Here is a 22,127-nt window from a genome sequence, read left to right as displayed (position 1 = left end):
CAACTAGCTGCTCTGTGGCATGATTACTACAGAGCAAACACGAATTAGAGCGCTATGTTAGTTAATTTTTCCAAAATGCACGGCTTAGGCAACGACTTTGTTGTTATTGATAACATTACACAAAATGTATTTTTATCACGAGATCAAATAAAAAAACTGGCTGATCGCCACTTTGGCATTGGCTTTGACCAATTACTCATGGTTGAAGCACCATACTCTCCCGATCTTGATTTTCATTATCGTATTTTTAATGCCGATGGTACCGAAGTAGAACAATGCGGTAATGGTGCACGTTGCTTTGCACGTTTTGTGCGTATGAAAGGCCTGACTAACAAACATAAAATTAGTGTATCAACCAAATCAGGTAACTTAACGCTCTATATAGAAAAAGACGGCCAAGTTACGGTTAACATGGGGCACCCTAATTTTGAGCCAAGCAAAATACCGCTTAAAGCCAGCAAACGTGAACTCACCTACATTATAAGGGCTGAAGAACACACCGTATTTAGTGGCGCAGTATCTATGGGAAATCCACACTGCGTGCTTGAAGTTGACGATATTACGACAGCGCAGGTCGATGTATTGGGTCCACTGCTTGAAAACCACGAACGTTTTCCACAGCGCGCTAACATTGGGTTTATGCAAGTTATATCGCAAGAGCATATAAAGCTAAGAGTATGGGAGCGCGGCGTAAATGAAACGCTCGCATGCGGCACTGGCGCGTGTGCAGCGATGGTCATTGGCCATATGCAAAGCAAACTTTCAAGCGCGGTACAAGTCGACCTACCTGGTGGGACACTTCAAATACGTTGGAGTGGAGAAGGCCATCCAGTACGAATGACAGGCCCTGCTGAACACGTATTCGATGGACAAGTAGCGTTATGAGCGAGCTAAATGAAGAGCAAATTACTAGCTACTTACTCGCAAATCCTGACTTTTTAGTTACACACCCAAACGTGCTTGCTCAGCTAGACCTTCAGCAGCAAGCGCAAGGGGCAACGTCATTAGTACATATTCAACAGCGCCAATTGCGTGAACACAATACGCGTTTAAAAAATCAAATCGATACAATGAGCCAGCACGCAGTTCAAAATGAGCTCGTATACCGTCTCCTTAGCCAATGCCATCGTCAGCTTTGGAGCCATGACGACTTTGATACCATCGCTAAAAATTTACACGCTATTGTGTGTTCAAATAACGACATAAGTGACTTTAAATTAATAAAATACACCCCTGACTACGATGAGCTTATTGAACACCGCCTCACAAACTCTGGCCATTACTTAGGTCGTATTACAGCACAAGAACGGGCTCTGTTATTTAGTGATGACACGCAATCTGCGGCTATCTATTTAATCGGTGATGAAAAACAACCTATTGCCATACTCGCGTTTGGCAGCAACAACGTGAACCATTTTGAACCCGCACAAGACAACCTGTTCGTTTTGGATTTTATTAGTGCCCTGCAGTTAAGGTTACAAAAACTCGCATGAGTGATGATGCGCCTAATATAAGCGAATTAAGTGACAACTGGCGCACACCCATTACGCTATTTAGCGACTACCTAAAATTTGAAAAACAATATTCAGCGCACACTGTAAATCAGTATGTTAGCCAACTTGGTTTTGCAGCCCTTTATTTTAATAAATTATGCGATGACTGGTTTGGCGTACAAGCAGAGCATATTCGCCGTTACAGTATGGCTTTACGCGCCAAACAACTAAGTGGCCGAACCATTAGCTTAAAATTGAGCTGTATCAGAAGTTTATATAAGTTTTTAAAAGCTAAAAATATTGCGCAGCAATCGCATTATCACAATCCTGCTACCGGCATTAAAGGCCCCAAATTTGCCAAGCCTTTACCTAAAAACCTCGACGTTGATCAAATGGCTCGCTTGCTCGAAATTCCTGACGACGACCCTTTGGCAATAAGAGACAAAGCTATGATGGAACTTATGTATTCATCAGGTTTACGTATTAGCGAGTTAGTTGGCGCTAACATGCAAGATATTAATGCCAAAAGTGGCGAAATATTAGTTCGCGGTAAAGGTAACAAAGAACGCCTTATTCCCGTGGGAACAAAGGCATTAGACGCATTAAAAAAATGGTTAACCGTGCGCCCTCAGTTTGCAAAGCCAGACGAGCCAGGTGTATTTTTAAGTAGCCAAAAAAATCGTATTTCAATTCGCCAAGTGCGTTTGCGTATGCAAGAGTGGGGAATAAAGCAAGGTATTAGCTCACAGGTGCATCCGCATAAATTACGCCATTCATTTGCATCACATATTTTAGAATCGTCGGGTGATTTACGTGCTGTACAGGAATTGCTTGGCCACAGTAGCTTGTCGGCCACACAAGTGTATACCCATTTAGATTTTCAGCATTTAGCCAAAGTGTACGACAACACCCACCCGCGCGCTAAAAAACAAACTGATTAGGAAATTATAATGATCCGATTTAATCGTGCAATACGCCCTTTTTCTGTCATGAGCTTTGATTTAGACGACACGCTATACAACAACCACCCAATTATAAAAGCAGCCGTTAGCGCCCAACAAAATTACTTAAATGCATTACCACGCTACCAAGAACAAGGCCCTCAATACTGGCAACAATGCCGGCAACTTGCCGCTCTGCAACAGCCCGATCTAAAAGACAATGTAACGCAGTGGCGCAAGCACACATTGCGTTTAGCACTATCAAAGTTAGGATTTACTGAACAAGAAGTAGCACTGCACGCTAGTAACGCCTATAACGCATTTGCCGATGCACGCAGTAACATTGTAGTCAGCGACGACGTATTAGTGCTACTTGATAACTTAGCGCAACATTTTACCTTAATCGCCATAACCAATGGCAATGTTGAAATAGAACGCTTTAATTTACACAATAAGTTTAAGCTAGTCCTACAAGCGGGCATGCACGGTAAAGCTAAACCTCATAGCACCTTATTTGACAAAGCAGCTGCGCACTTAAAAGTCACCAAAAGCGACATACTTCATATTGGTGATAGCCTAGATACCGACGTACAAGGCGCCAATAACACAGGTTGCCAATCAGTGTGGTTAAACGATCAAAACGCTAAGTATAACTACAAAGGCCTAGCTGACGTAGAAATCACCAATATTCACGCATTAACGCATTTTATTCGTTCATAAGCTGCTACGAGTAAATTAGCCTTATAAATTAAATTTAGGGAACAATTATGACTTTAAACGAATACCTTAAATCACTTGCTGAGAACCCAAAAAGCATTCAATTTACCGATACAATGGCGGTGATTGAAGCCAATTACGATTTTACTGCTTATGCCTTTAATAACCACGGGTTGCTGAGCTCAGCGAGTGAAAATAACGGTTCATGTAAAATTTTTGCGTTTGCAAAACTCAATGGGCTTAGCAAGCAAAACACTCTTGATTGCTTTGGTAAGTTTTACCGCGATGAGGTGCTTAAAAACCCTAACGGCGACGATCATATGAACATTCGCACGTTTATGTTAGCGCCAGAGGCGACACCATTTTTAGGTGTTACGTTTGAGGGCGAGCCTTTAACAGCGAAGTAACTGGGCTCCGATTAAAAAACTTGAGTTATGTTATAAATTAAAGTGGTTTTTCCATAAAATAGCGGGTGCCGCAAAGTGGGTAGTTATCAAGTTGATACTTTACGCTGTATCCGCGTTTTTCATAAAAAGGTTTTGCTTGAAAGTCGAGAGTGTCTAGCTGGGATTTTTTAGCGCCTAGCAATATTGCAGCTTGCTCTAATTCTGTGAGCAACTGCCCTGCAAGGCCTTCATTACGAGCGATTTCACTGCACCAAAGCCAATTTATAATTAGCCAATTGCCAAATACGCAACCACTAATACCAGCCATTAGTTCGTTATTATTATCAACAAATTTATAGCCGAGTGGCACTCTTTGCGCATCAAAATGCTTGGCATTAAAATCAACTATTTTATTCCGTAAAGTTGAGTTTAACGCATCACTGTTATCAGATTTTAATTGATACATATACCGCTCCTAAAAAAGCGATATTAGCAAACACACTTAATTAAAAAAGATTATTTTTACCGAAAGGCACTTCAAGTAAGTTGCTTGAAGTTTTTTCGGGCTGCCCGCACATTTCATCGTATGCGCTTGTGTGGCGAAGCATCATTTGTGCGTACGCTATTTTTTCAAACCGCTTTTGTACATGCAGTGGGCTTACAGCTCTTACAAATTCGCCGTCTTCCTCTGTTACATAGTATTCAACATTATTAATGATCACAGAAACCTGATAAAGCGCCATTTCAAGTGAGTGAACAACTACTTTTTGTAGCGGCTCATGATTTTTTAGTTCAGAAAATTTCATACCCATTTTTGTTCACCTTAATTAAATATCGCTCTATCGATACGCAGCTTTGCTATAATCGCGATCAGTTTTTTATTGCCAACTAACGAGAACACTTTATGAGCACCAAAATCCGCCTTGCTAAATACATTGCTCATGCAGGCGTGTGCTCGCGTAAACAGGCATCGCGTTTAATAGATGAAGGGGTAGTAACGGTAAATAATCGCCCAGCCAATCATATTGATCACGTTGATGAGCAAGACGACATAATAGTTAATGGCCAAGTAGTTAAAGGGGCAGCCGATTTAGTTTATTTTGCGTACCACAAGCCTGTTGGTATTGACTGCAAATTAAATGAAAATGACCCCGCCAGCCTTATTCACCATTTACCTACTCTCACCCGGGTTTACCCCATTGGCCGATTAGATAAAGACTCACGCGGCTTGCTTATTTTGACCAACGACGGTGACTTTTGTAATCAACTTATTCACCCTGACTTCCACCAGCCTAAACGTTATTTAGTCACGGTAGATAAACCGATTAATAACGCGTTTTGTGAAAAAATGGCAGCAGGTATCCCCGTTGATAAACAAATTACTTTACCGTGTGAAGTAACTAAAATAGCTGACAACCAATTTAGTATTATTTTAAAACAAGGGCTTAACAGACAAATACGTAAAATGGCGCATTACTGCGGCTTTAAAGTAATTGATTTATTTAGAGTGCAATTTAGCGAACTCGCCCTCTCAAACCTAAACCTACCTGAAAACCACTCCATACAAATTAATAAAACTGATATTTCGAAAATCTAATACCAAATCGCTTAATTACACCGCAAAAAGTTAAAAAATAACCTTGCAAAAATAGATTACAGGTGTAGTCTTAACTTAAAGATTACATTTGTAGGCAATAAAATGATTGAGTTATCAAAAGCAGAGTTCGACGTGCTTGATGCGCTTTGGATTAACTACCCTGCCACCGCGAGCCAAATTATTGAGCGCTTAAGCGATGATAAGCAATGGCACGAAAAAACCATTAAAACCCTACTGGGTCGATTAGTTAAAAAAGGCGCACTGACCTTTGAAAAAGACGGCCGCCAATATATTTATACCCCCTGTATAAATCGTGCTGATTACACTCAAAAAGAAAGCCAGAACTTTATTGAGCGTTTTTTTAGTGGCCGCATAGCTCCGTTGGTAAGTGGTTTTGCAAAATCAGAAAAACTCTCTCAACAAGATATAAACGAGCTTAAAAAAGTCATAGATGACTGGGAAAAAAACCAAAAGTAAGGGATTCTCATGGTTATTCAAACAAGCTTTAATTGGCTAATAGAGCAACAACTATTATTGAGTCTGTTGTTTGCAGGATTTGTTTTACTTGAGCGCTTTGGCTTAAAAGCAATTGGTTCGCAGCTTATTTATAAATTAGTGTGGTTAATACCAGCCTCGCTGCTTGTCGCTAATTTACCCAATGCAATTAGGCCATTACAAAACAGTCCAATTAGTCATTATATCATTACTCCAAATCAACCATTAATAAGCACTATTAGTATTAACTGGGCGCTATTTTATGTAGTTATTATGGCACTGCTTTTATTCGCCACTTGGATTATTCACCGCCGATTTGTAAGCAACCTACAGCTTTGTGAAGTAACAAATTTACAAGCAGAAATAAGCTCAGGGGTAAAAACCTTTACTAGTCATCAAGTGGCAACACCTATGGTAATTGGGGTACTAAATAGCAAGCTAGTTTTACCACACAACTACAATACTCTGTTTGATAAAGCCACATTGGCGCTTATTTTAGAGCACGAAAATGTGCATATAAAACGCAAAGATAACCTAACAAATGCGCTGCTATTACTGGCTACAATTTTAATGTGGTTTAACCCTTTAGCTTGGATGGCATACGCAAGCTGTAGACGTTTGCAGGAGCTAACTTGTGATGAACGGGTACTAAGTAATAAAACCACACAGCAACAAATTTTATACAGCAAAGCCTTAGTAAACTGCGCTGCCAATGCGCCAGCGGGTCTGATGGCTTATTCACACTACGGAGATAAAAAAACCATGTTACAACGACTTACTAATATCAAACATAACGGCGCACATTCGCGCCTAGCAAAAGGAAGCGCGTTACTTATAGCAGCAAGCTTGCTCAGTGGCTTAGCAGTAGCAAAGCAACCTGAAGCATCAGCTAAAAAAGAAACATCTATCGCTCCCGTAATGCGAATCGAACCGCTTTACCCAAAACAAGCGGCGGAACAAGGCATTAGCGGTTCAGTGGTATTAAAATACGACATAACCCCAGCAGGCAAAACAGCTAACATTACTGTTGTAAAAGCTGAACCAGAAGCAGTCTTTAACAAAGAAGCAAAAAGAGCACTGATGCAATGGCAATATACACCTTCATCAATGGGACAACAAAACGTACTAATACAACTTGATTTTGCACTCAACAGTACAGTTACAAAAAGTGATTTAATAGAGCGAGTTAACATATCGCATTAATGGGAATAAGTGTTTAAGACTATAAAGCAAGCACCCTTTTAGGCTGCTTGCTTTGTGGTTTTAACAATAAAATTAAATACTCACTACAATCATGGCAATGGTAGTACCTAAGCCAATAAACCATACAAGCGAACGTATAATATCTAAGTTCAACCAATAAAAAATACAATACAAAATGCGTGAGACTATATGAGTAACCGCCAAGGTTTCGGTTATTGCGTTTACCGAGTTAGTACCAAATACCACTGCAATAGCAACAGCAAAAACAGCGAGTGATTCAAAACAATTTTGATGAGCAGCGAGCGTCCGAGCACCAAAGCCAGTTAGTTTTGCTTGTTGCGCCCTAGGATGTTTATTATCGTATCGACCTAATTTTGCCATTGCCATCGCAACCGGCACTTTTGCAAAGTAAGGCATTAATACAGCCAATAATGCGCATACTACTAATGTCGTCATAGTTTATTCTCTTATTATAAAATCTGATAATTTGAGCAATACATATACCATACACGCACAAAAAAAGCCGCCAATACGTTTTATGACAAACGCTGGCGGCTAAACAATAACATCACACTTACTATAGCTAAGTTTACTCATAAAGCAGTGCGGCATAATGTCGCAGGTGATGAATATTCACTATCACCTTTAATGCGTCGCTTTAATAATCAAAGATTGCTAACGTAAAGACCTTATTTTTTATCGACGAATACCATGACCTGGATCTTTTTCACTTTTTTAGCCGCTTTTATGCAAGCATGGCGAAATGCCCTGCAAAGTAATTTAAGCTCACATGCAAGTGTGGCTGGCGTAACGCTTTCGCGCTTTATTTTAGCCGGCCCCATTGCTGCCGTGTATTTGTGCGGCTTGTATCAATATCAAGATACCGCCATGCCTACCTTAAATAATGCCTTTTGGGGATTTGTTATTGGCGCAAGTATTATGCAAATACTCGCCACCGGCTTAATGGTAAAACTGTTTAAAATGAATAATTACGCCATAGGTGCAGGCCTTGCCAAGAGTGAAGCCTTAGTAGCGGCTATTTTAGGGGTATTGTTTTTTGGCTCTGCGCTTAGCCTACTTGGTTGGCTGGGTGTATTTTTAGGCGCTATTGCGGTGCTTTTACTTAGCGGTATAACCAGCGTAAAACACTTTGATGCTAAAACAGCGTTACTGGGCCTTGCCTGTGGTACCAGCTTTGCCCTTACATCGCTATGGGTACGTGAAGCGAGCTTAAACTCAGGGTTATTATTTCCGCACTCGGCTGCATGGGTTTTACTGTTTGTAATAAGCCTACAAACGCTTATATTACTTGGCTATTTATTACTAAAAGAGCCACACACAGTTGGCAAACTTTGGCAATATAAAGGCACTACTGCCGCAATTAGTATTTTTAGCTGTGTAGGCTCTATTGGCTGGTTTAGCGCAATGAGTTTACAGCATGTGGCGTATGTTAAAACGCTTGGGCAGGTTGAAGTATTTTTTACCATGTTAATTGCCGTACTTTGGTTAAAACAGCCACTTAAAAAACAAGACACCGCGGGCTTAATACTTATAGCCGTTGCCGCTATTTTGGTGATGTTACCACTATAAATAAAAAAGGGTTTTAATTGAAAATAATACTACTACCTGGGCTTGATGGAACAGGAATGCTTTTTAAAGGAATACTCGAAGTACTTCCTAAGGCTTTAAATATTCAAGTGTTTTGTTTAGATGAACTCGAAGGCGATAGCTATGCTAAAAAAGCACAATACCTAGCTGAACATTTGCAAAGTACTGAATTATTTATCGTAGCGGAGTCATACTCTGGGCCAATCGCATATGAGCTATGTAATATATTGGGTAGTAATGTAAAGCAGATTGTATTTCTGGCAAGCTTTATTTCGGCGCCTAGTTCATTATCTCGGTGTGCCCATCTAATCCCTACATTTGCTTTGCAGGCATCAGAATTAAATATGTGGTTATTAAATAAAATAGGATTTGCAGGTGCGGGAAGTGACAGTCAAATTCTAGATGTATTTAAATCAATTAGCTTCGCAAATAAAGCTAAACTAAAAAATAGATTACAGAACATATCTCGATTACGTAAACCTCAAAACCCACACGCTACACCTGTGGTGTATATTAAGCCTACAAACGACATATTAGTTAATAACCGTGCTGTTGATGAGGTTAAAAGCGTATTTAATAATACAAAGGTAATCACAATATCCGGTGGGCATTTTATTGCTCAGACAAACCCTATTAAATGTGCAGACATTATAAAAAAAGAGATATATGAGAATAAATCGACTCAATATTTTTAATTTAAATAAAACGGCGCTAGTGAAATCAGGCGCCGCCATAAAATATTAATTAAGAGCTAATTTTTAGGGTGATCACACCGCAAATAATCATTAACACACCCGCAATACGCCCAAACGTGGCTGCATCACCGTAAAGTAATATACCCACTAAAAACGTACCCGCAGCACCTATACCTGTCCATACGGCATAGGAAGTCCCCATTGATATTTGCTTTTGTGCAAGCCACAACATAAAACCACTGGCTGTTAAAAATGCAATGGCCATTGCTATTCCCTGCCAGCGTGTGTCGGGATTCTGTGAAATTTTTAAACCAATTGGCCAGCCTATTTCAAGCAAGCCGGCAATGACTAAATAAACCCAAGCCATTAAACATCTCTCTTTTTCAAAATTACGTCGTATAAATCTTCGCGGCGATCTTTTAAATTACGCACTGTCCCTTCGCTATGAAGAATTTTTAGCTTATCCATATCAAGGTCGCTAAATAATAACATTTCGGTATTAGGTGTGGCTTCATTTAATGTTGCATCGTGCGGGAACGAAAAGTCAGATGGCGTCAGTACTGCCGATTGCGAGTACTGTACGTCTAGGCTTTCTACTTGTGGTAAGTTACCCACTGAACCTGCAATAACCACATAACATTCGTTTTCGATTGCCCGCGCTTGTGCACAATGGCGAACCCGTAAATAACTATTTTTAGTATCGGTCCAAAACGGCACAAACAGTATATCAAGCCCTTGCTTAGCTAATATGCGTGAAAGCTCTGGGAACTCTACATCGTAACAAATTTGAATACCAACGCGCCCAGCATCAGTATCGAATACGGCAATTTTGTCGCCGCCTTGAATAACCCAATCATTTTGTTCATGCGGGGTTATATGTATTTTGCGCTGCTCGTCTATTTTACCGCTACGGTGGCATAAATAACTTACGTTATAAATTTTGTCGTCTTCGGCAAGTGGCATAGAGCCAGTAATAATATTGGCGTTATATTCTATTGCCATACGCGACATGGCGTTTTTAAACGTTTCGGTGTATTCGGCTAAATAGCGGATTGCTTCAGTTTGATTGCTTTGCTCGGTTAATCCCATCAGCGGCGCGTTAAAAAATTCAGGGAATAAAATAAAGTCACTTTTGTAGTCAGATACCGTATCTACAAAATACTCTACTTGCTTGAGCATTTCTTCAACCGATTCAACACAACGCATTTGCCATTGCACGGCCCCTACTCGTACTATCGATTTAGTCGATTCGAGCACAGTGTCGGTTGGCTCGTACATTATGTTATTCCACTCAAGTAAGGTGGCATAACCTACAGACTCTTGATCCTCTGGTAGGTACTTTTTTAGTAATCGCTTTACCTGAAAGTCGTTAGAAAGCTGAAAGCTTAAAATTGGGTCATAAAGCTCTTTTTGGTCAACCTTTTCAATGTATTCCATTGGCGTCATTTCACTGCTGTGATTGTAATAACGCGGAATACGGCCACCCGCTAAAATAGCGCGTAAGTTATATTGGCGGCACAATTCTTTACGGGCATCATAAAGGCGACGCCCTAAACGCATACCTCGGTGAGTTTCGCTAATGGCAACATCCAAACCGTATAGCGCATCGCCATCGGTATCGCTGAATACACGGTCATGGCCGTCAGCAATGTCTTCGTAGGTGTGCGGATTTGAAAAGCGGGCGTAGTCTACTTGCACGCTGAGTGCTAAACCCACCAGCACGCCGTCATCTACTATGCCTATTTGCCCTTCTGGAAACTGATCGATTAATCTAAAAATGGTATGGCTTGGCCATGCGCCACCTAAGTCTGGGTAAGCTTGATCCATTAGCGTTTTTATTTGTGGGTACTGCTCTTTGGTCAAGTTACAAATTTCTAGGTGGGTTTTTTCTGCCGACATACACAACTCCTTGGGGCATGGGAACAAAAAAGCTGAACAAATGCTCAGCTTAATAAACTATATTATGCGTGCTAACTCACTTTGCAAGTTACTTTAAGCTACGATAAAACAATGTGGTTACTCGCTCTTTTGGTAGCCATTTTGCATATTTAAGACCCAGCTCTGATAATGGGTCGGCGTCAAGTACTTGCTGCAAACTTGCATCGTTTTGCATTGCCTTAAGCATAACATCTTTGGCTTTTTGCACCAGCTTACGATACGTTATAAGCCCTGAACGGTCACTTACTGGACCATGCCCCGGAATAACTTGTGTATTATCGTCAATTTGGTTAATAACATCGTCAACCGCAGCTAATACTCCATCAACACTGCCGCCACTATCTACATCAACAAACGGTAAGCTACCAAAATTAAAATAAATATCACCCATGTGAACTATGTTGTCGTTACTAAAAAAGATAACTGAGTCACCATCGGTATGGGCATGTTTGTAATGCACAACGTGTGCGTGTTCGTTATTAAAATGAAGTTTTAAATCGTGACCAAAACTAATACGAGGTAAAAATTTAGAACCCTCACCATGCTTTTCTTTCAAACGCTTATGGACATTGTCGTGCGCAATGACATGTGCACCTGCTTTTGCAAAATTTTCATTGCCGCCGGTATGGTCGCCATGGTGATGGGTATTAATTACAAATTCGGCGCTACCAGGCTTTAAGTCGCTGATGGTTTTTTTTATATCATCTGAGAGCTTAGCAAACTGATCGTCAATAATATAAATGCCGTCATCACCCACACTCGCAGCAATGTTGCCACCTTGCCCAAATAGTACATAGACACTTTCACTTAGTTTTTCTGCGGTAACGGGGTTATCGTCTGCATGAGCCGATGCGCTCAGTAGTAAACCAGTTATTAACGCGGGTAGTAATTTTTTCATTTTAGTTCTCCATTGTTAGAGTTATATAGAACGTGATTACTTACATTTTGGCTCACACTACTTTGGTGAGATAACGATTTGATGCATTAACGTTTGTGGTAATAGCGCAGTTTGCTTCCCTTCAATATAGTCCCTAAAACCAGCTCTATAAAACTCTGATAGCGGGTGACCCGATTGGCCACCTGGCACGCTTAAAATAGCATGTTCTAAATGCCCTGGCTGAGCAATAAAACGTTGTGATGCACCAAAACTCCGCCCCTGCACCGCAGGCATATAGGAATCACCAAATCCTGCAGCGGTTGGCATATTAAGTAACTTTGCCAATAAAGGGATTTGTTTTGCAAAGGGATGCTCGATTACCAGCTCATTAACTTTACCCCACTGCCACTGTTTTATATTAGTGCCAAATTGCTCACTCAATTTATTTACAGTGTGATCAAAAGCACCCGCTAATTGTTCGTCCCAACTATTAAATTGAGGGTTAATCCAAGATGCAGGTCTATTATTAATAAGTTGCCACAGCGCCGGCTCCAACCCACGCTTGATAGGCTTAAGTGTGCCCTCATGCTCATTAAGAGTGACTTCAATATGGTTAAACACAAGGTTAATAACTTCGTCTCTATAGCGTTTAACCAGGGTATAGCCTACCGAAGAAGCACATGCGCATTGCTGCCAGTTTTCAAGCTCTGTGATGTACTTCGCATTTTTAACCTCATTGGTTTTTAACTGCTTGAGTAACAACTCATGCCATGGCATTAAAAAGCGGGCTTGGTTATCAAGCTGTAGTGCGTAAAAGTCGCTCTCGGCAAAGGTTTGTTTTTCAAATAAACGGTCACGAATTTGGCTTGAACGTGCGCCTAATGCGTAGCCGCCATTACCAAAACGTGCGTTGTCGCTGGCAGATACAACCCGAGAGTTTCCTGTCCATAATCGCCCGCTGGGTGGGTTTTTAACAAATGGGCGATTAATTTCGTTTTGCTCAAAAAGTGCAGAGTAGTGCTGTGCATTTACACTTAACTCACTGACATTTGTACGCGCCGGAATACCGCCTATATTTTTCCATGCCGCATTACCTAGGCTATCAACAACCATTAAATTCTGTACAGGTATACCCACATTACTTGCAAGGGCGAGCGCATCGTCCACAGTATCTGCTTGCTCAAGCTTTAATAGCTGCATGTTAACCGCATAAGGTTGATGCGCTGCCCAACTAAGTGCATAAGGCTTTTCGTTAATGTATTTTACTGGGCCGTATTCGCTCATTATTAGCGAGTAAGTTTCAACGCCTCCTTCAGGTAATAAAATAGGCTCATCAACAAGCCATGTTTTGCTATCGCTATTTAGCGCAATCCAATCGGCAGTATCTAAATAACCGTTAGTGAAACCCCATGCAATTTTATTATTGGTTCCCACTACAATGGCAGGAGTGCCAGGAAGTGATACGCCTGTTATTTGAGATTGTTTACCATTTTGTGTGTAATTAAGCTGCGCTCTGTACCAAATAACCGGCACCGCCATTGATAAGTGCATATCGTCAGACACCATACCTGCAGCTGTTTTTGTAAGCTCTCCGGTAACGGCCCAATTATTACTACCAAGCTCTTGAGGGGCTTCAATGTGGCTTGCAACATGAGTCGTTTGCGATGCAAGAATGGGTAATTCACCTGCAAATGGGGCTAATTTACTACCATCAAGCGCAGCTTGGTATTGGCTAGGTTGCGTTAAAAAATCAACCATATTTTTACTGTATATTTGCTCTAATTGAATCAAAGTTTGATCGCGATTAAATGTCATGCTTTGTAAATCTAAGTACATGCTAAAAATCACTAATAAGCTGTCTTCGCTTTGCCACGGTTTTTGAGTTGCGCCGGTAAGTATATATTCAAAGCTTGCATACCCTACTTGGGCTAAACCTTCGTTTACGCCTTGAGCATAACTTTTTAACAGCTGTTTATCGCGCTCTGGTAAGGTATTTAAAATAGCGAGGCTACGTTTTCGTAGTTGATGAAAACGCATTTTTTTATCAAGCTCAACAGCGGCTTTACCAAATAATTCACTTAGCTCTCCTGCAGCATTACGCCTAAGTAGGTCCATTTGAAAAAATCGGTCCTGTCCGTGCGCATACCCTAAGCCATAAGCGGCATCGTTACGGCTTTTAGCGTTGATAACAGCTTGGCCCAATGTATCACGGGAAATTTTAACGGGGTCATTCACTGCCATACTGCGCCCGTTGCCATCAAGTGCAGGTAAACTTAAGCTAAGTACCCCATACACAACAGCGGTGCCACTCAGCCCTAAAATTACAATTAATAACAACAAGCGTTTGATTAGTTTATACATTGAGTTGCCCTTCCACCCTTTGCGTTGCTTATATAATAACCACAGATTTATTAAATAATCATGATCTTGCTCGCAAAGGATGAAATAAACATCAAAATCCACGATAATGTCACTTCCACACATCGTGCAGAACTAGTTGAGATCAATATGACTGAAAAAACGTTTATCAAAGGTAAAGACCGCGATTTAGAATCGTCAATCTCTACCATGCAAAACAAGCTTAAAGCCCTAAACATTAATGTTGAAGAGGCGCTTTGGCTTAACCCTGTAGCTAACTGTTATTCGGTTCATATAAAAGATAGCGACTGCGGTGTTATGTTTACTAATGGTAAAGGTGCAACTGATAAAGCATCTATTGCTTCTGCACTTGGTGAATATTTTGAGCGTTTAAGCTGTAACTACTTTTTTGCTGACTTTTACCTAGGTGAAGAATTTGCCAACGGTGAGTTTACTCATTACCCAAACGAAAAATGGTTTAAAGTTGAAGGTGAAGAAGTGCCTGAGGGCATAATGGATGAAAGCCTGTGGGATTACTTTGATCCAGAGCGCGAACTTAATGCATCACACCTTTTTGATTTTAACTCTGGTAATAACGAGCGCGGCATTTGTACATTGCCATACACGCGCCAACGCGATAACCAAGACGTGTACATTCCAGTAAACGTGATTGGTAATATTTTTGTATCTAACGGTATGAGCGCAGGTAACACCAAGTTTGAAGCGCGAGTTCAGGGCTTGTCTGAAGTATTTGAACGCGCAATAAAAAACCGTATTATTGCTGAAGGCATTTGTTTACCAATCGTGCCTGAAGAGGTTGTTAAGCAGTACCCACAAATTCACGAAGCATGTGAAGAACTGCGTAGCCATGGTTTTCATTTACGTATTGCCGATGCATCACTAGGCGGTAAATACCCAGTAATGAGCGTAACGCTGATTAACCCAACAGATGGCTCTGTATTTGCCTCGTTTGGTGCTCACCCTTCATTTGAAGTAGCCCTTGAGCGTACCGTTACAGAACTTTTACAAGGTCGCCGCCTTGATCAGCTTGATGTGTTTCAACCAGCCACGTTTGATAACGACGAAGTAGCAACGCCTGAAAACATTGAACTGCACTTTATTGATTCTAGCGGTTTAATATCGCATGACTTTTTCCGTGCAACGCCTGATTTTGACTTTGTACACTGGGACTTCAGCGGTACAACAGAGCAAGAATATAACTTCTGTACTGACTTAATCCACAGCATGAACCACGACATTTACATTATGGATTACACGCACTTAAACGTGTATGCATGTCGAATTTTAGTACCGGGCATGTCAGACATTTACCCAGTAGATGAGCTGATTTGGCGTAACAACAACGAAGGCGCTAAATTCCGTGAAGCATTCCTATCGCTTGATCAGTACGATGCTGAGCAATGGATGGACATTTACGATAGCTTAGAGGAAGCCGGCCACAGCGATATTATTCGCGCAGCAGAGTTTATTGGCCTTGCAACCGATGCCGATACACCTTGGCATACGCTGCGTATTGGTGAGCTTAAAGCGCACCTATGTTTAGCCGCAGGCAGCGAAGAAGCAATCGATTGGGTTGACTGGATACTGCATACAGGCCAAGTAAACGAAGAGGCAATGCGCCATTTCCGCTGCTTAAAAGCCATTCTCGAAATTAAATACGATGACGAGCGTGAATACGCCGACTACCAAGATGCACTGGGTTTAATGTTTGGTAGCGACAACGTAGCGCTTGCAATTGAAATTGCTGAAGGCCGTACATTATTTAATGGTTTAACCTTCCCAGGTTTATCGCTTGAAGGCTTTAAAAAGCATGCAGCGCTACTTGATGGCTACCGTAAGTTACATGTAGCTAAGCAAAATCATTGGGCGCGTGAAGTAAGCGACTCATAGTTTTAAAATACTATCTATAAAAATAAAATGGCGCTTATGCATAAGCGTCATTTTAATTTGTGCAATAAATAGCTATAGTGGAATAGCCTAAATTCAAGCCAATAGTAGCTAATGCCACCAACTAACAATAAAAAAGCAAGTGCGCACAACTATAACCGAACTTTTTGGTTATCGATGACACTACTACTGCTTATTAGTGTTGTACTAGAGCGCATTAATTACACTCGCGTGAAAGACGCTCATCGCCTTCAAATCCTCTCCGATGTAAGCACCTATAGAGCACAACTAGAAGCCATTTTAATTTCTAACATTCAGTTAGTACGCGGCTTAGGCGTGGCTGTTTCTGCAGAGCCTAACTTAAATCAAGAACGCTTTGCACAAATTGCAGCCCCCCTTTTTAATACATCAAAAGAGCTTAGAAATATTGGCGGTGCACCCAATATGATTATTAAAATGACTTACCCGCTTGAAGGAAATGAAGCGGCTCTGGGCCTCAACTTGCTGGCGAATAAAAATCAACGCGCTGACGCTATTAAAGCGCGAGACACCAACACAATTATAATGGCTGGCCCGTTAACGCTAGTGCAAGGAGGTGAGGCACTCATAGCGCGTGTGCCAGTCTATACCCCGCCTGATAAAAATTTTTGGGGATTACTTTCTGTTGTTCTAGATATTAATAAAATTTATAAAAACGCCGGAATTTTAGATCTTAAAGAAAAATATAACGTTGCACTCCAAGGCAGAAATGGGCTGGGCGATAAAGGCGAGTTTTTTTTTGGTGACGCCGCAATATTAAATCAAGATCCCCTCGCATTTTCGTTAAACTTTCAAGGCGGAAGCTGGCAGTTATACGTTGCACCCAAGCAGGGCTGGAGCCCACCCAACTCAGCAGTTTGGCCATTACGTTTAGCAATAATTATTATTTGTGCGTTACTTACATGGGCATTTTTGTTCTTTTTAAAAATGCTTGACCGTCAGCAAAAAAACGAAAGAATGCTAGAAACCATGAGCGATTTGGCGCAAATAGGTGCGTGGTCGTTTAATTTAGAAACCAAGCAAGTTTATTGGTCAGATATGACTAAAAAACTGTTTAAATACCCACTCAATACCCAGCCACAATGGCCTGAAGATTTAAGCTATTTTAAAGAGGGCGAAAGCAGAGAAACGATCAAACCTCTACTCGAACGTGCTATTAAATATGGCCACAGTTACGAAGTTGAAATAGAAGTAATAAACGGCGAAGGGAAAGCTGTATGGGTACTGGTTAACGCAGAAGCTGAACATAAAAATGGTCGATGTGTGCGTATTTTTGGTTCGCTACAAAATATTGATACCCGTAAAAAAATTGAATTAGAAAACAGCTTTACAGCACTACACAATGAAACGTTAGCCTCATTAACGGTTAATAAGCTCATTTTAAACGGTAAACTTAGCCAATCAAAAGACATACTCACTGAGGCTATTTGCCATGCTTTAAAAATTGAGCGTGCCAGCATTCGTTTTTATAACGAAGACCAAACACAGTTAATACCGTTTGCACTTCATAGCGAATTAACACAGGCCGAGAGCGTTGAACTTACTTGGCTTAGAAAACACCTTCCTGACTTTTTTAATATGCTTGATCACCAAGCTGTTTTTAATATTCCCGACGTTATTCATAATTCAGCGCTATCTCCTTTGTCGCCATATTACTTATTGCCACTGGGAATAAAATCGATGCTGTGCGTAACAATCCCTGCCGGCAACGGAGTATTAGGAATAATATGTGCTGAGCAATGCAAAACCACACGCTTGTGGACAAAAAACGAAGAAAGTTTTTTAATCACAGTGGCTACGCTTATAGGCAGTTTACATTCAAGCCAGCAACGCATAGAAGCAGAACAAGAATTAGTAGAAGCTAAGGAATTAGCCGAACAAGCGGTGGCAGCAAAAAGTGAATTTTTAGCAACTATGAGCCACGAAATTCGCACTCCTATGAATGGGGTGCTAGGCATGCTAAATATAATTAAGCAAACAAAGTTAGATCAACAACAAGCACATCATATAGAGCTTGCGCAATCATCTGCCGAATCATTGCTTAATATTATTAATGACATATTAGACTTCTCTAAAATGGAAGCGGGTAAACTTAATATTGATAGTATTCAGTTTAATCTCCCCAAATTATTAGGTGAAGTGGTTGAATCGTTTGCACTAAAAGTAGAGCAAAACAATACAAAACTCATTTTAGACGCAACCCAAATTACAGTAAGTGAAATAATTAGTGATCCGAATAGGCTTAGGCAAATTCTTAATAACCTGATTGGCAATGCTGTTAAATTTACTAAAAACGGTGACGTTATTATTATAGCCAGAGTGGACGACTCTACCGATGGCTCCTTTTTAGAGTGCTCAGTAATTGATACTGGTATTGGTATTAATAAAAACCAGCAAACATCATTATTTAATTCATTTACACAGGCCGACACTTCAACTACGCGCCAATTTGGCGGTACAGGCCTTGGGCTAACGATAGTAAAACAACTATGTGAATTAATGGGCGGAAGCGTCAGTGTCAACAGTGTTGAAGGCGAAGGCAGTACGTTTTCATTTAGTGTAAAAATACAGCCTAGATTAAGTAAAGAACAAGATTTACCAAGCCACCTAATAAACAACAAACGTATTTTAATTATTGATGAATGCCACTTAAATACCAGTATAGCCACTAAACAGCTGATGATTTGGGGTGCCCATGTCGAGTTTATTAATGACTATAGTGAGGTGCTGACACATTTAGAAAAGACGACTCATTCGTACGATGCAATTTTAGTTGATTATCACTTTTTTTCTGTTGCTGCAAAAACGCAAACAACCGCCTTACAAAACTTTATTAAAAAGTTTAAATGTAAATCAGTAATTATGGCGCCAATGAGTTATTCACAAAAAGAATCAACGCTTAAAATGAATGTCGACTGCATGATTTTTAAACCTCTTACGCCATCAGATTTGTTTGATTCACTCACTAATGAAAAATTTTTAGAGCAGCAATTAAATCAGGCGCAACTCACTAATACACTTACAAAAGCACCTATTAAAGATTCATCAGAGCCCGTTTTATTGTTAGTAGAAGACAATAAAATAAATCAAGTTGTGGCCTCTGCATTGTTAAAAGAGGCCGGGGTGATCTTTGATATTGCTGAAAATGGTGAGCAAGCAATTAGCAAACTAAACGCCAAACAAAATAACCCGTATAAACTTATTTTAATGGATTGCCAAATGCCAATAATGGATGGTTATCAAGCCACGCAGGCAATCAGACAAGGCGGAGCAGGTGAAAAATATAATGCTGTATCAATTATTGCTTTAACGGCTAATGCCATGCAAGGCGATAGAGAAAAATGTATTGCTGCGGGCATGGACGATTACTTAACTAAGCCGCTTGATATGGCCGCCTTAAAACCCAAGTTGCAGCACTGGCTTGGCAGTTAAATAAGGCTTACCACTAATTAGCATTAACAATTAATATTTTTAAGGGTACTTATGCAGTTATCACCACACCAACAACGTGTTATTGGTTGTCTCCTAGAAAAACAAAGCACTACACCAGAGCATTATCCTTTGTCACTGAATGGGTTAACCAATGCATGTAATCAAAAATCGAATCGCGATCCTGTTCTTAATTTAACCGAAAGTGATGTGCAAGTTGCGCTAGATGAACTTAGTGACATGCGCCTAGTTACTGTTGATGAAGCACTTTCGGGGCGAGTAAATAAATACGACCACCGCTTTTGTAATACCGAATTTAGTAGCTTACAGTTTTCAGCACAACAACGTGCCATTATTTGCCTATTGCTGTTACGCGGCGCCCAAACACCCGGTGAATTAAGAACACGCAGCGCTCGTCTCGCTGATTTTAATAATGTAGATGAAGTTGAAAATGCGCTAAATAAATTAATTGAAAATGAGCAAGTTGCAAAGTTACCGCGCGAAGCAGGTAAACGTGAAAGCCGATATATTCATTTATTTGGTGAGCAACCAATTACGCCTGATAGCGATACCATTAATTTACCCAGCGAAGCCATTAAAGATAAAGAGCTAAACGATTTATTACGCGAAGTAGAAGAGTTAAAAGCAGAACTTAACCAGATAAAAGCACATTTAGGGCTTTAAATAAGTAAAACTAAATCACATAATAAGTTTATTGCGTATCACATTTAAAATCTTACAAGGAGCCGGCAATGCGCGCCGAAATAATGGCTGAAATGAAAGTTCAGCCAACCATTGATGTAAACGCTGAGATCTCTCGTCGAGTTAACTTTATAAAAGCACGTTTAGTTGCAGCCCACTCACGCTCGCTTGTGCTTGGCATTAGTGGCGGGGTTGATTCTTCAACTTGCGGCCGTTTATGCCAATTAGCTGTTAACGAATTAAATGAAGAACACAGCACCAACAAATATCAATTTATTGCTGTGCGCCTACCTTACGGCGTGCAAGCTGATGAAGACGAAGCACAAATGGCGGTAGATTTTATTCAGCCAAGTAAGCGTATGACCGTTAATATTCAGCCTGCTGCTGATGCGTTACATGAGCAAGTGTTAATCGCAATGACTAGCAGCGGTGACGCATTACCAGAGCAAGCTCAAATAGATTTTATTAAAGGTAACGTTAAAGCACGCCAACGTATGGTTTCTCAATACGAAATTGCAGGTTTTAGCCAAGGCTTAGTTGTAGGTACCGATCATAGTGCAGAAAACATTACAGGCTTTTACACTAAATTTGGCGATGGTGCTTGTGATTTAGCGCCTCTTTTTGGTTTATCTAAACGCCAAGTTCGCGCACTAGCGACTGCCCTAGGTGCGCCAGCTGTGCTTGTTGAAAAAGCCCCTACAGCCGATTTAGAAAGCGACCGACCGGGCCTCACCGACGAAGAAGCGCTCGGTTTAAGTTACAATCAAATTGATGATTTTTTAGAGGGCAAACCTGTCTCTGAAGAGGTGGAGCAAAAGTTAATCGGTATATACCTGCGCACGCAACATAAACGCCAGCCAATACCAACAATTTACGATTGATATGAGTGATATAAAAAGCAATTAACAGCATCTAGTTTAATTGCTTTTTTGATCGCCCTACTCAAATATTACGTACACATTGCACTTAACGTACTAATATTTATTAAAAACTTGCCAAAGAGAACACTGCATTATATGACATCGCCTATTTTAATTACTGGCGCAGGCCAACGAATCGGCCTAGCCCTTGCTCAGCATTACTTAACCCAAGGGCAAAAAGTGATTATTACTTATCGTACTCGCCATGATGCCGTAGAAAAACTAGCGCAGCAGGGATTGACTTGTATCCATGCCGATTTCAGTACTGATGCAGGAATTAATGAGTTTATTAATACATTGAAAGCACATACCCAATCCTTAAAGGCTGTTATACACAATGCGTCTAGCTGGGATTGTGAAGCAAATAACCCAGACCACGCCAAGCTTTTTGATAACATGATGCGCATTCATGCCAAAACACCCTACTTAATTAATATGCAGTGCGCTGACTTACTTTTAGCGTACCAGCAAGCTAGCGGTGCTGCGGCTGATATTGTACACCTTACTGACTATGTGGTTGAAACAGGAAGCCCTAAGCATTTGGCATATGCGGCAAGCAAGGGCGCACTTGATAATCTAACAAAATCGTTTAGTGCTAAATACGCACCAAATATAAAAGTAAATGCGGTTGCGCCTTCGCTTATTATTTTTAACGAGCACGACGACGAACAATACCGCGCTAAAACACTTAAAAAATCATTGATGGGCATCGAACCTGGGTGCCAAGAAATTATAAACAGCATTGATTTACTATTACAAAGTCAGTACATAACAGGGCGCTCTATCCCTGTTGATGGCGGACGTCATTTAAAGTAAAAAAC

Annotated in this window: 22 protein-coding genes; 15 read left to right on the top strand and 7 right to left on the bottom strand. The window is 40.6% G+C overall.

Annotated elements, in window-relative coordinates:
• Positions 1-54 precede the first annotated feature (54 nt).
• The 5 genes from dapF to AC27JL_RS17870 are packed head-to-tail and all read left to right on the top strand — an operon-like array spanning position 55 to position 3,558.
• Complete coding sequence (dapF, locus tag AC27JL_RS17890) at positions 55-885, top strand: diaminopimelate epimerase (RefSeq protein WP_010557932.1); 831 nt, start codon at positions 55-57, stop codon at positions 883-885.
• A complete protein-coding gene (locus tag AC27JL_RS17885) occupies positions 882-1,493 on the top strand; it encodes a DUF484 family protein (RefSeq protein WP_487196241.1) in 612 nt (203 codons plus the stop codon). Before dapF ends, AC27JL_RS17885 begins: the two co-directional genes overlap by 4 nt.
• Positions 1,490-2,434 (top strand): tyrosine recombinase XerC, encoded by a 945-nt coding sequence (locus AC27JL_RS17880; protein ID WP_008129459.1) that lies wholly within the window; start codon positions 1,490-1,492, stop codon positions 2,432-2,434. Before AC27JL_RS17885 ends, AC27JL_RS17880 begins: the two co-directional genes overlap by 4 nt.
• Positions 2,435-2,443: 9 nt before the next feature.
• A complete protein-coding gene (locus AC27JL_RS17875; RefSeq protein ID WP_487196240.1) occupies positions 2,444-3,154 on the top strand; it encodes an HAD-IA family hydrolase in 711 nt (236 codons plus the stop codon).
• A 47-nt stretch (positions 3,155-3,201) separates the two neighbouring features.
• Positions 3,202-3,558 carry a HopJ type III effector protein gene (locus tag AC27JL_RS17870; protein WP_487196239.1) on the top strand — a complete coding sequence of 119 codons (357 nt, stop codon included), beginning with the start codon at positions 3,202-3,204 and terminating at the stop codon, positions 3,556-3,558.
• A gap of 37 nt (positions 3,559-3,595) precedes the next feature.
• On the opposite strand, the gene AC27JL_RS17865 is transcribed toward AC27JL_RS17870, so the two are convergent.
• Positions 3,596-4,003, bottom strand: coding sequence for a GNAT family N-acetyltransferase (locus AC27JL_RS17865; protein WP_006792472.1), 408 nt, complete (start codon positions 4,001-4,003; stop codon positions 3,596-3,598).
• A 40-nt stretch (positions 4,004-4,043) separates the two neighbouring features.
• Entirely contained in the window at positions 4,044-4,349 is a 306-nt protein-coding gene (locus tag AC27JL_RS17860; RefSeq protein ID WP_006792473.1) for a DUF6482 family protein, read from the bottom strand.
• 92 nt (positions 4,350-4,441) lie between these two features.
• On the opposite strand from AC27JL_RS17860, the gene AC27JL_RS17855 reads away from it, so the two are divergent.
• The 3 genes from AC27JL_RS17855 (at position 4,442) to AC27JL_RS17845 (ending at position 6,832) form a co-directional block, all read left to right on the top strand.
• Positions 4,442-5,134, top strand: a complete 693-nt coding sequence (locus AC27JL_RS17855; RefSeq protein WP_006792474.1) for a pseudouridine synthase — start codon at positions 4,442-4,444, stop codon at positions 5,132-5,134.
• A gap of 102 nt (positions 5,135-5,236) precedes the next feature.
• Complete coding sequence (locus AC27JL_RS17850; RefSeq protein ID WP_006792475.1) at positions 5,237-5,611, top strand: BlaI/MecI/CopY family transcriptional regulator; 375 nt, start codon at positions 5,237-5,239, stop codon at positions 5,609-5,611.
• A 9-nt stretch (positions 5,612-5,620) separates the two neighbouring features.
• Positions 5,621-6,832 carry a M56 family metallopeptidase gene (locus AC27JL_RS17845; RefSeq protein ID WP_006792476.1) on the top strand — a complete coding sequence of 404 codons (1,212 nt, stop codon included), beginning with the start codon at positions 5,621-5,623 and terminating at the stop codon, positions 6,830-6,832.
• A 72-nt stretch (positions 6,833-6,904) separates the two neighbouring features.
• On the opposite strand, the gene AC27JL_RS17840 is transcribed toward AC27JL_RS17845, so the two are convergent.
• Positions 6,905-7,288 (bottom strand): MAPEG family protein, encoded by a 384-nt coding sequence (locus AC27JL_RS17840; protein WP_006792477.1) that lies wholly within the window; start codon positions 7,286-7,288, stop codon positions 6,905-6,907.
• A gap of 255 nt (positions 7,289-7,543) precedes the next feature.
• Between AC27JL_RS17840 and AC27JL_RS17835 the strand changes: the two genes are divergently transcribed.
• Entirely contained in the window at positions 7,544-8,422 is an 879-nt protein-coding gene (locus tag AC27JL_RS17835) for an EamA family transporter (RefSeq protein ID WP_487196238.1), read from the top strand.
• A 17-nt stretch (positions 8,423-8,439) separates the two neighbouring features.
• On the top strand, positions 8,440-9,135 hold the full coding sequence (locus AC27JL_RS17830; protein WP_006792479.1) for a hypothetical protein: 696 nt from the start codon (positions 8,440-8,442) through the stop codon (positions 9,133-9,135).
• Between the two features lie 49 nt (positions 9,136-9,184).
• On the opposite strand, the gene AC27JL_RS17825 is transcribed toward AC27JL_RS17830, so the two are convergent.
• The 4 genes from AC27JL_RS17825 to AC27JL_RS17810 all read right to left on the bottom strand — a co-directional run bounded on the left by AC27JL_RS17825 (position 9,185) and on the right by AC27JL_RS17810 (position 14,311).
• Complete coding sequence (locus AC27JL_RS17825; RefSeq protein ID WP_006792480.1) at positions 9,185-9,502, bottom strand: DMT family transporter; 318 nt, start codon at positions 9,500-9,502, stop codon at positions 9,185-9,187.
• Positions 9,502-11,034, bottom strand: coding sequence for a bifunctional GNAT family N-acetyltransferase/carbon-nitrogen hydrolase family protein (locus AC27JL_RS17820; RefSeq protein ID WP_008129436.1), 1,533 nt, complete (start codon positions 11,032-11,034; stop codon positions 9,502-9,504). The genes AC27JL_RS17825 and AC27JL_RS17820 overlap by 1 nt, the downstream gene beginning before the upstream one ends.
• A gap of 88 nt (positions 11,035-11,122) precedes the next feature.
• Positions 11,123-11,971 carry an MBL fold metallo-hydrolase gene (locus AC27JL_RS17815; protein ID WP_006792482.1) on the bottom strand — a complete coding sequence of 283 codons (849 nt, stop codon included), beginning with the start codon at positions 11,969-11,971 and terminating at the stop codon, positions 11,123-11,125.
• A 57-nt stretch (positions 11,972-12,028) separates the two neighbouring features.
• Entirely contained in the window at positions 12,029-14,311 is a 2,283-nt protein-coding gene (locus AC27JL_RS17810; RefSeq protein WP_487196237.1) for a penicillin acylase family protein, read from the bottom strand.
• A 147-nt stretch (positions 14,312-14,458) separates the two neighbouring features.
• On the opposite strand from AC27JL_RS17810, the gene ycaO reads away from it, so the two are divergent.
• The 5 genes from ycaO (at position 14,459) to folM (ending at position 22,122) form a co-directional block, all read left to right on the top strand.
• Complete coding sequence (gene ycaO / locus AC27JL_RS17805) at positions 14,459-16,219, top strand: 30S ribosomal protein S12 methylthiotransferase accessory factor YcaO (RefSeq protein ID WP_341219181.1); 1,761 nt, start codon at positions 14,459-14,461, stop codon at positions 16,217-16,219.
• Positions 16,220-16,330: 111 nt separating this feature from the next.
• Positions 16,331-19,687, top strand: coding sequence for an ATP-binding protein (locus tag AC27JL_RS17800; RefSeq protein WP_487196236.1), 3,357 nt, complete (start codon positions 16,331-16,333; stop codon positions 19,685-19,687).
• A gap of 51 nt (positions 19,688-19,738) precedes the next feature.
• The gene (locus AC27JL_RS17795; protein WP_203985432.1) at positions 19,739-20,368 is read left to right on the top strand and encodes a YceH family protein; all 630 of its coding nucleotides are present in this window, start codon (positions 19,739-19,741) and stop codon (positions 20,366-20,368) included.
• Positions 20,369-20,436: 68 nt separating this feature from the next.
• Positions 20,437-21,267: an ammonia-dependent NAD(+) synthetase gene (gene nadE, locus AC27JL_RS17790; protein ID WP_006792487.1), complete on the top strand. Its 831-nt coding sequence runs from the start codon at positions 20,437-20,439 to the stop codon at positions 21,265-21,267.
• Positions 21,268-21,402: 135 nt separating this feature from the next.
• Positions 21,403-22,122 (top strand): dihydromonapterin reductase, encoded by a 720-nt coding sequence (folM, locus tag AC27JL_RS17785; RefSeq protein ID WP_487196235.1) that lies wholly within the window; start codon positions 21,403-21,405, stop codon positions 22,120-22,122.
• The last annotated feature ends 5 nt before the right edge of the window (positions 22,123-22,127 follow it).

This window comes from Pseudoalteromonas sp. 4NS20-0020, assembly GCF_057554385.1.
This window is presented reverse-complemented; position numbering and strand designations above follow the sequence as displayed.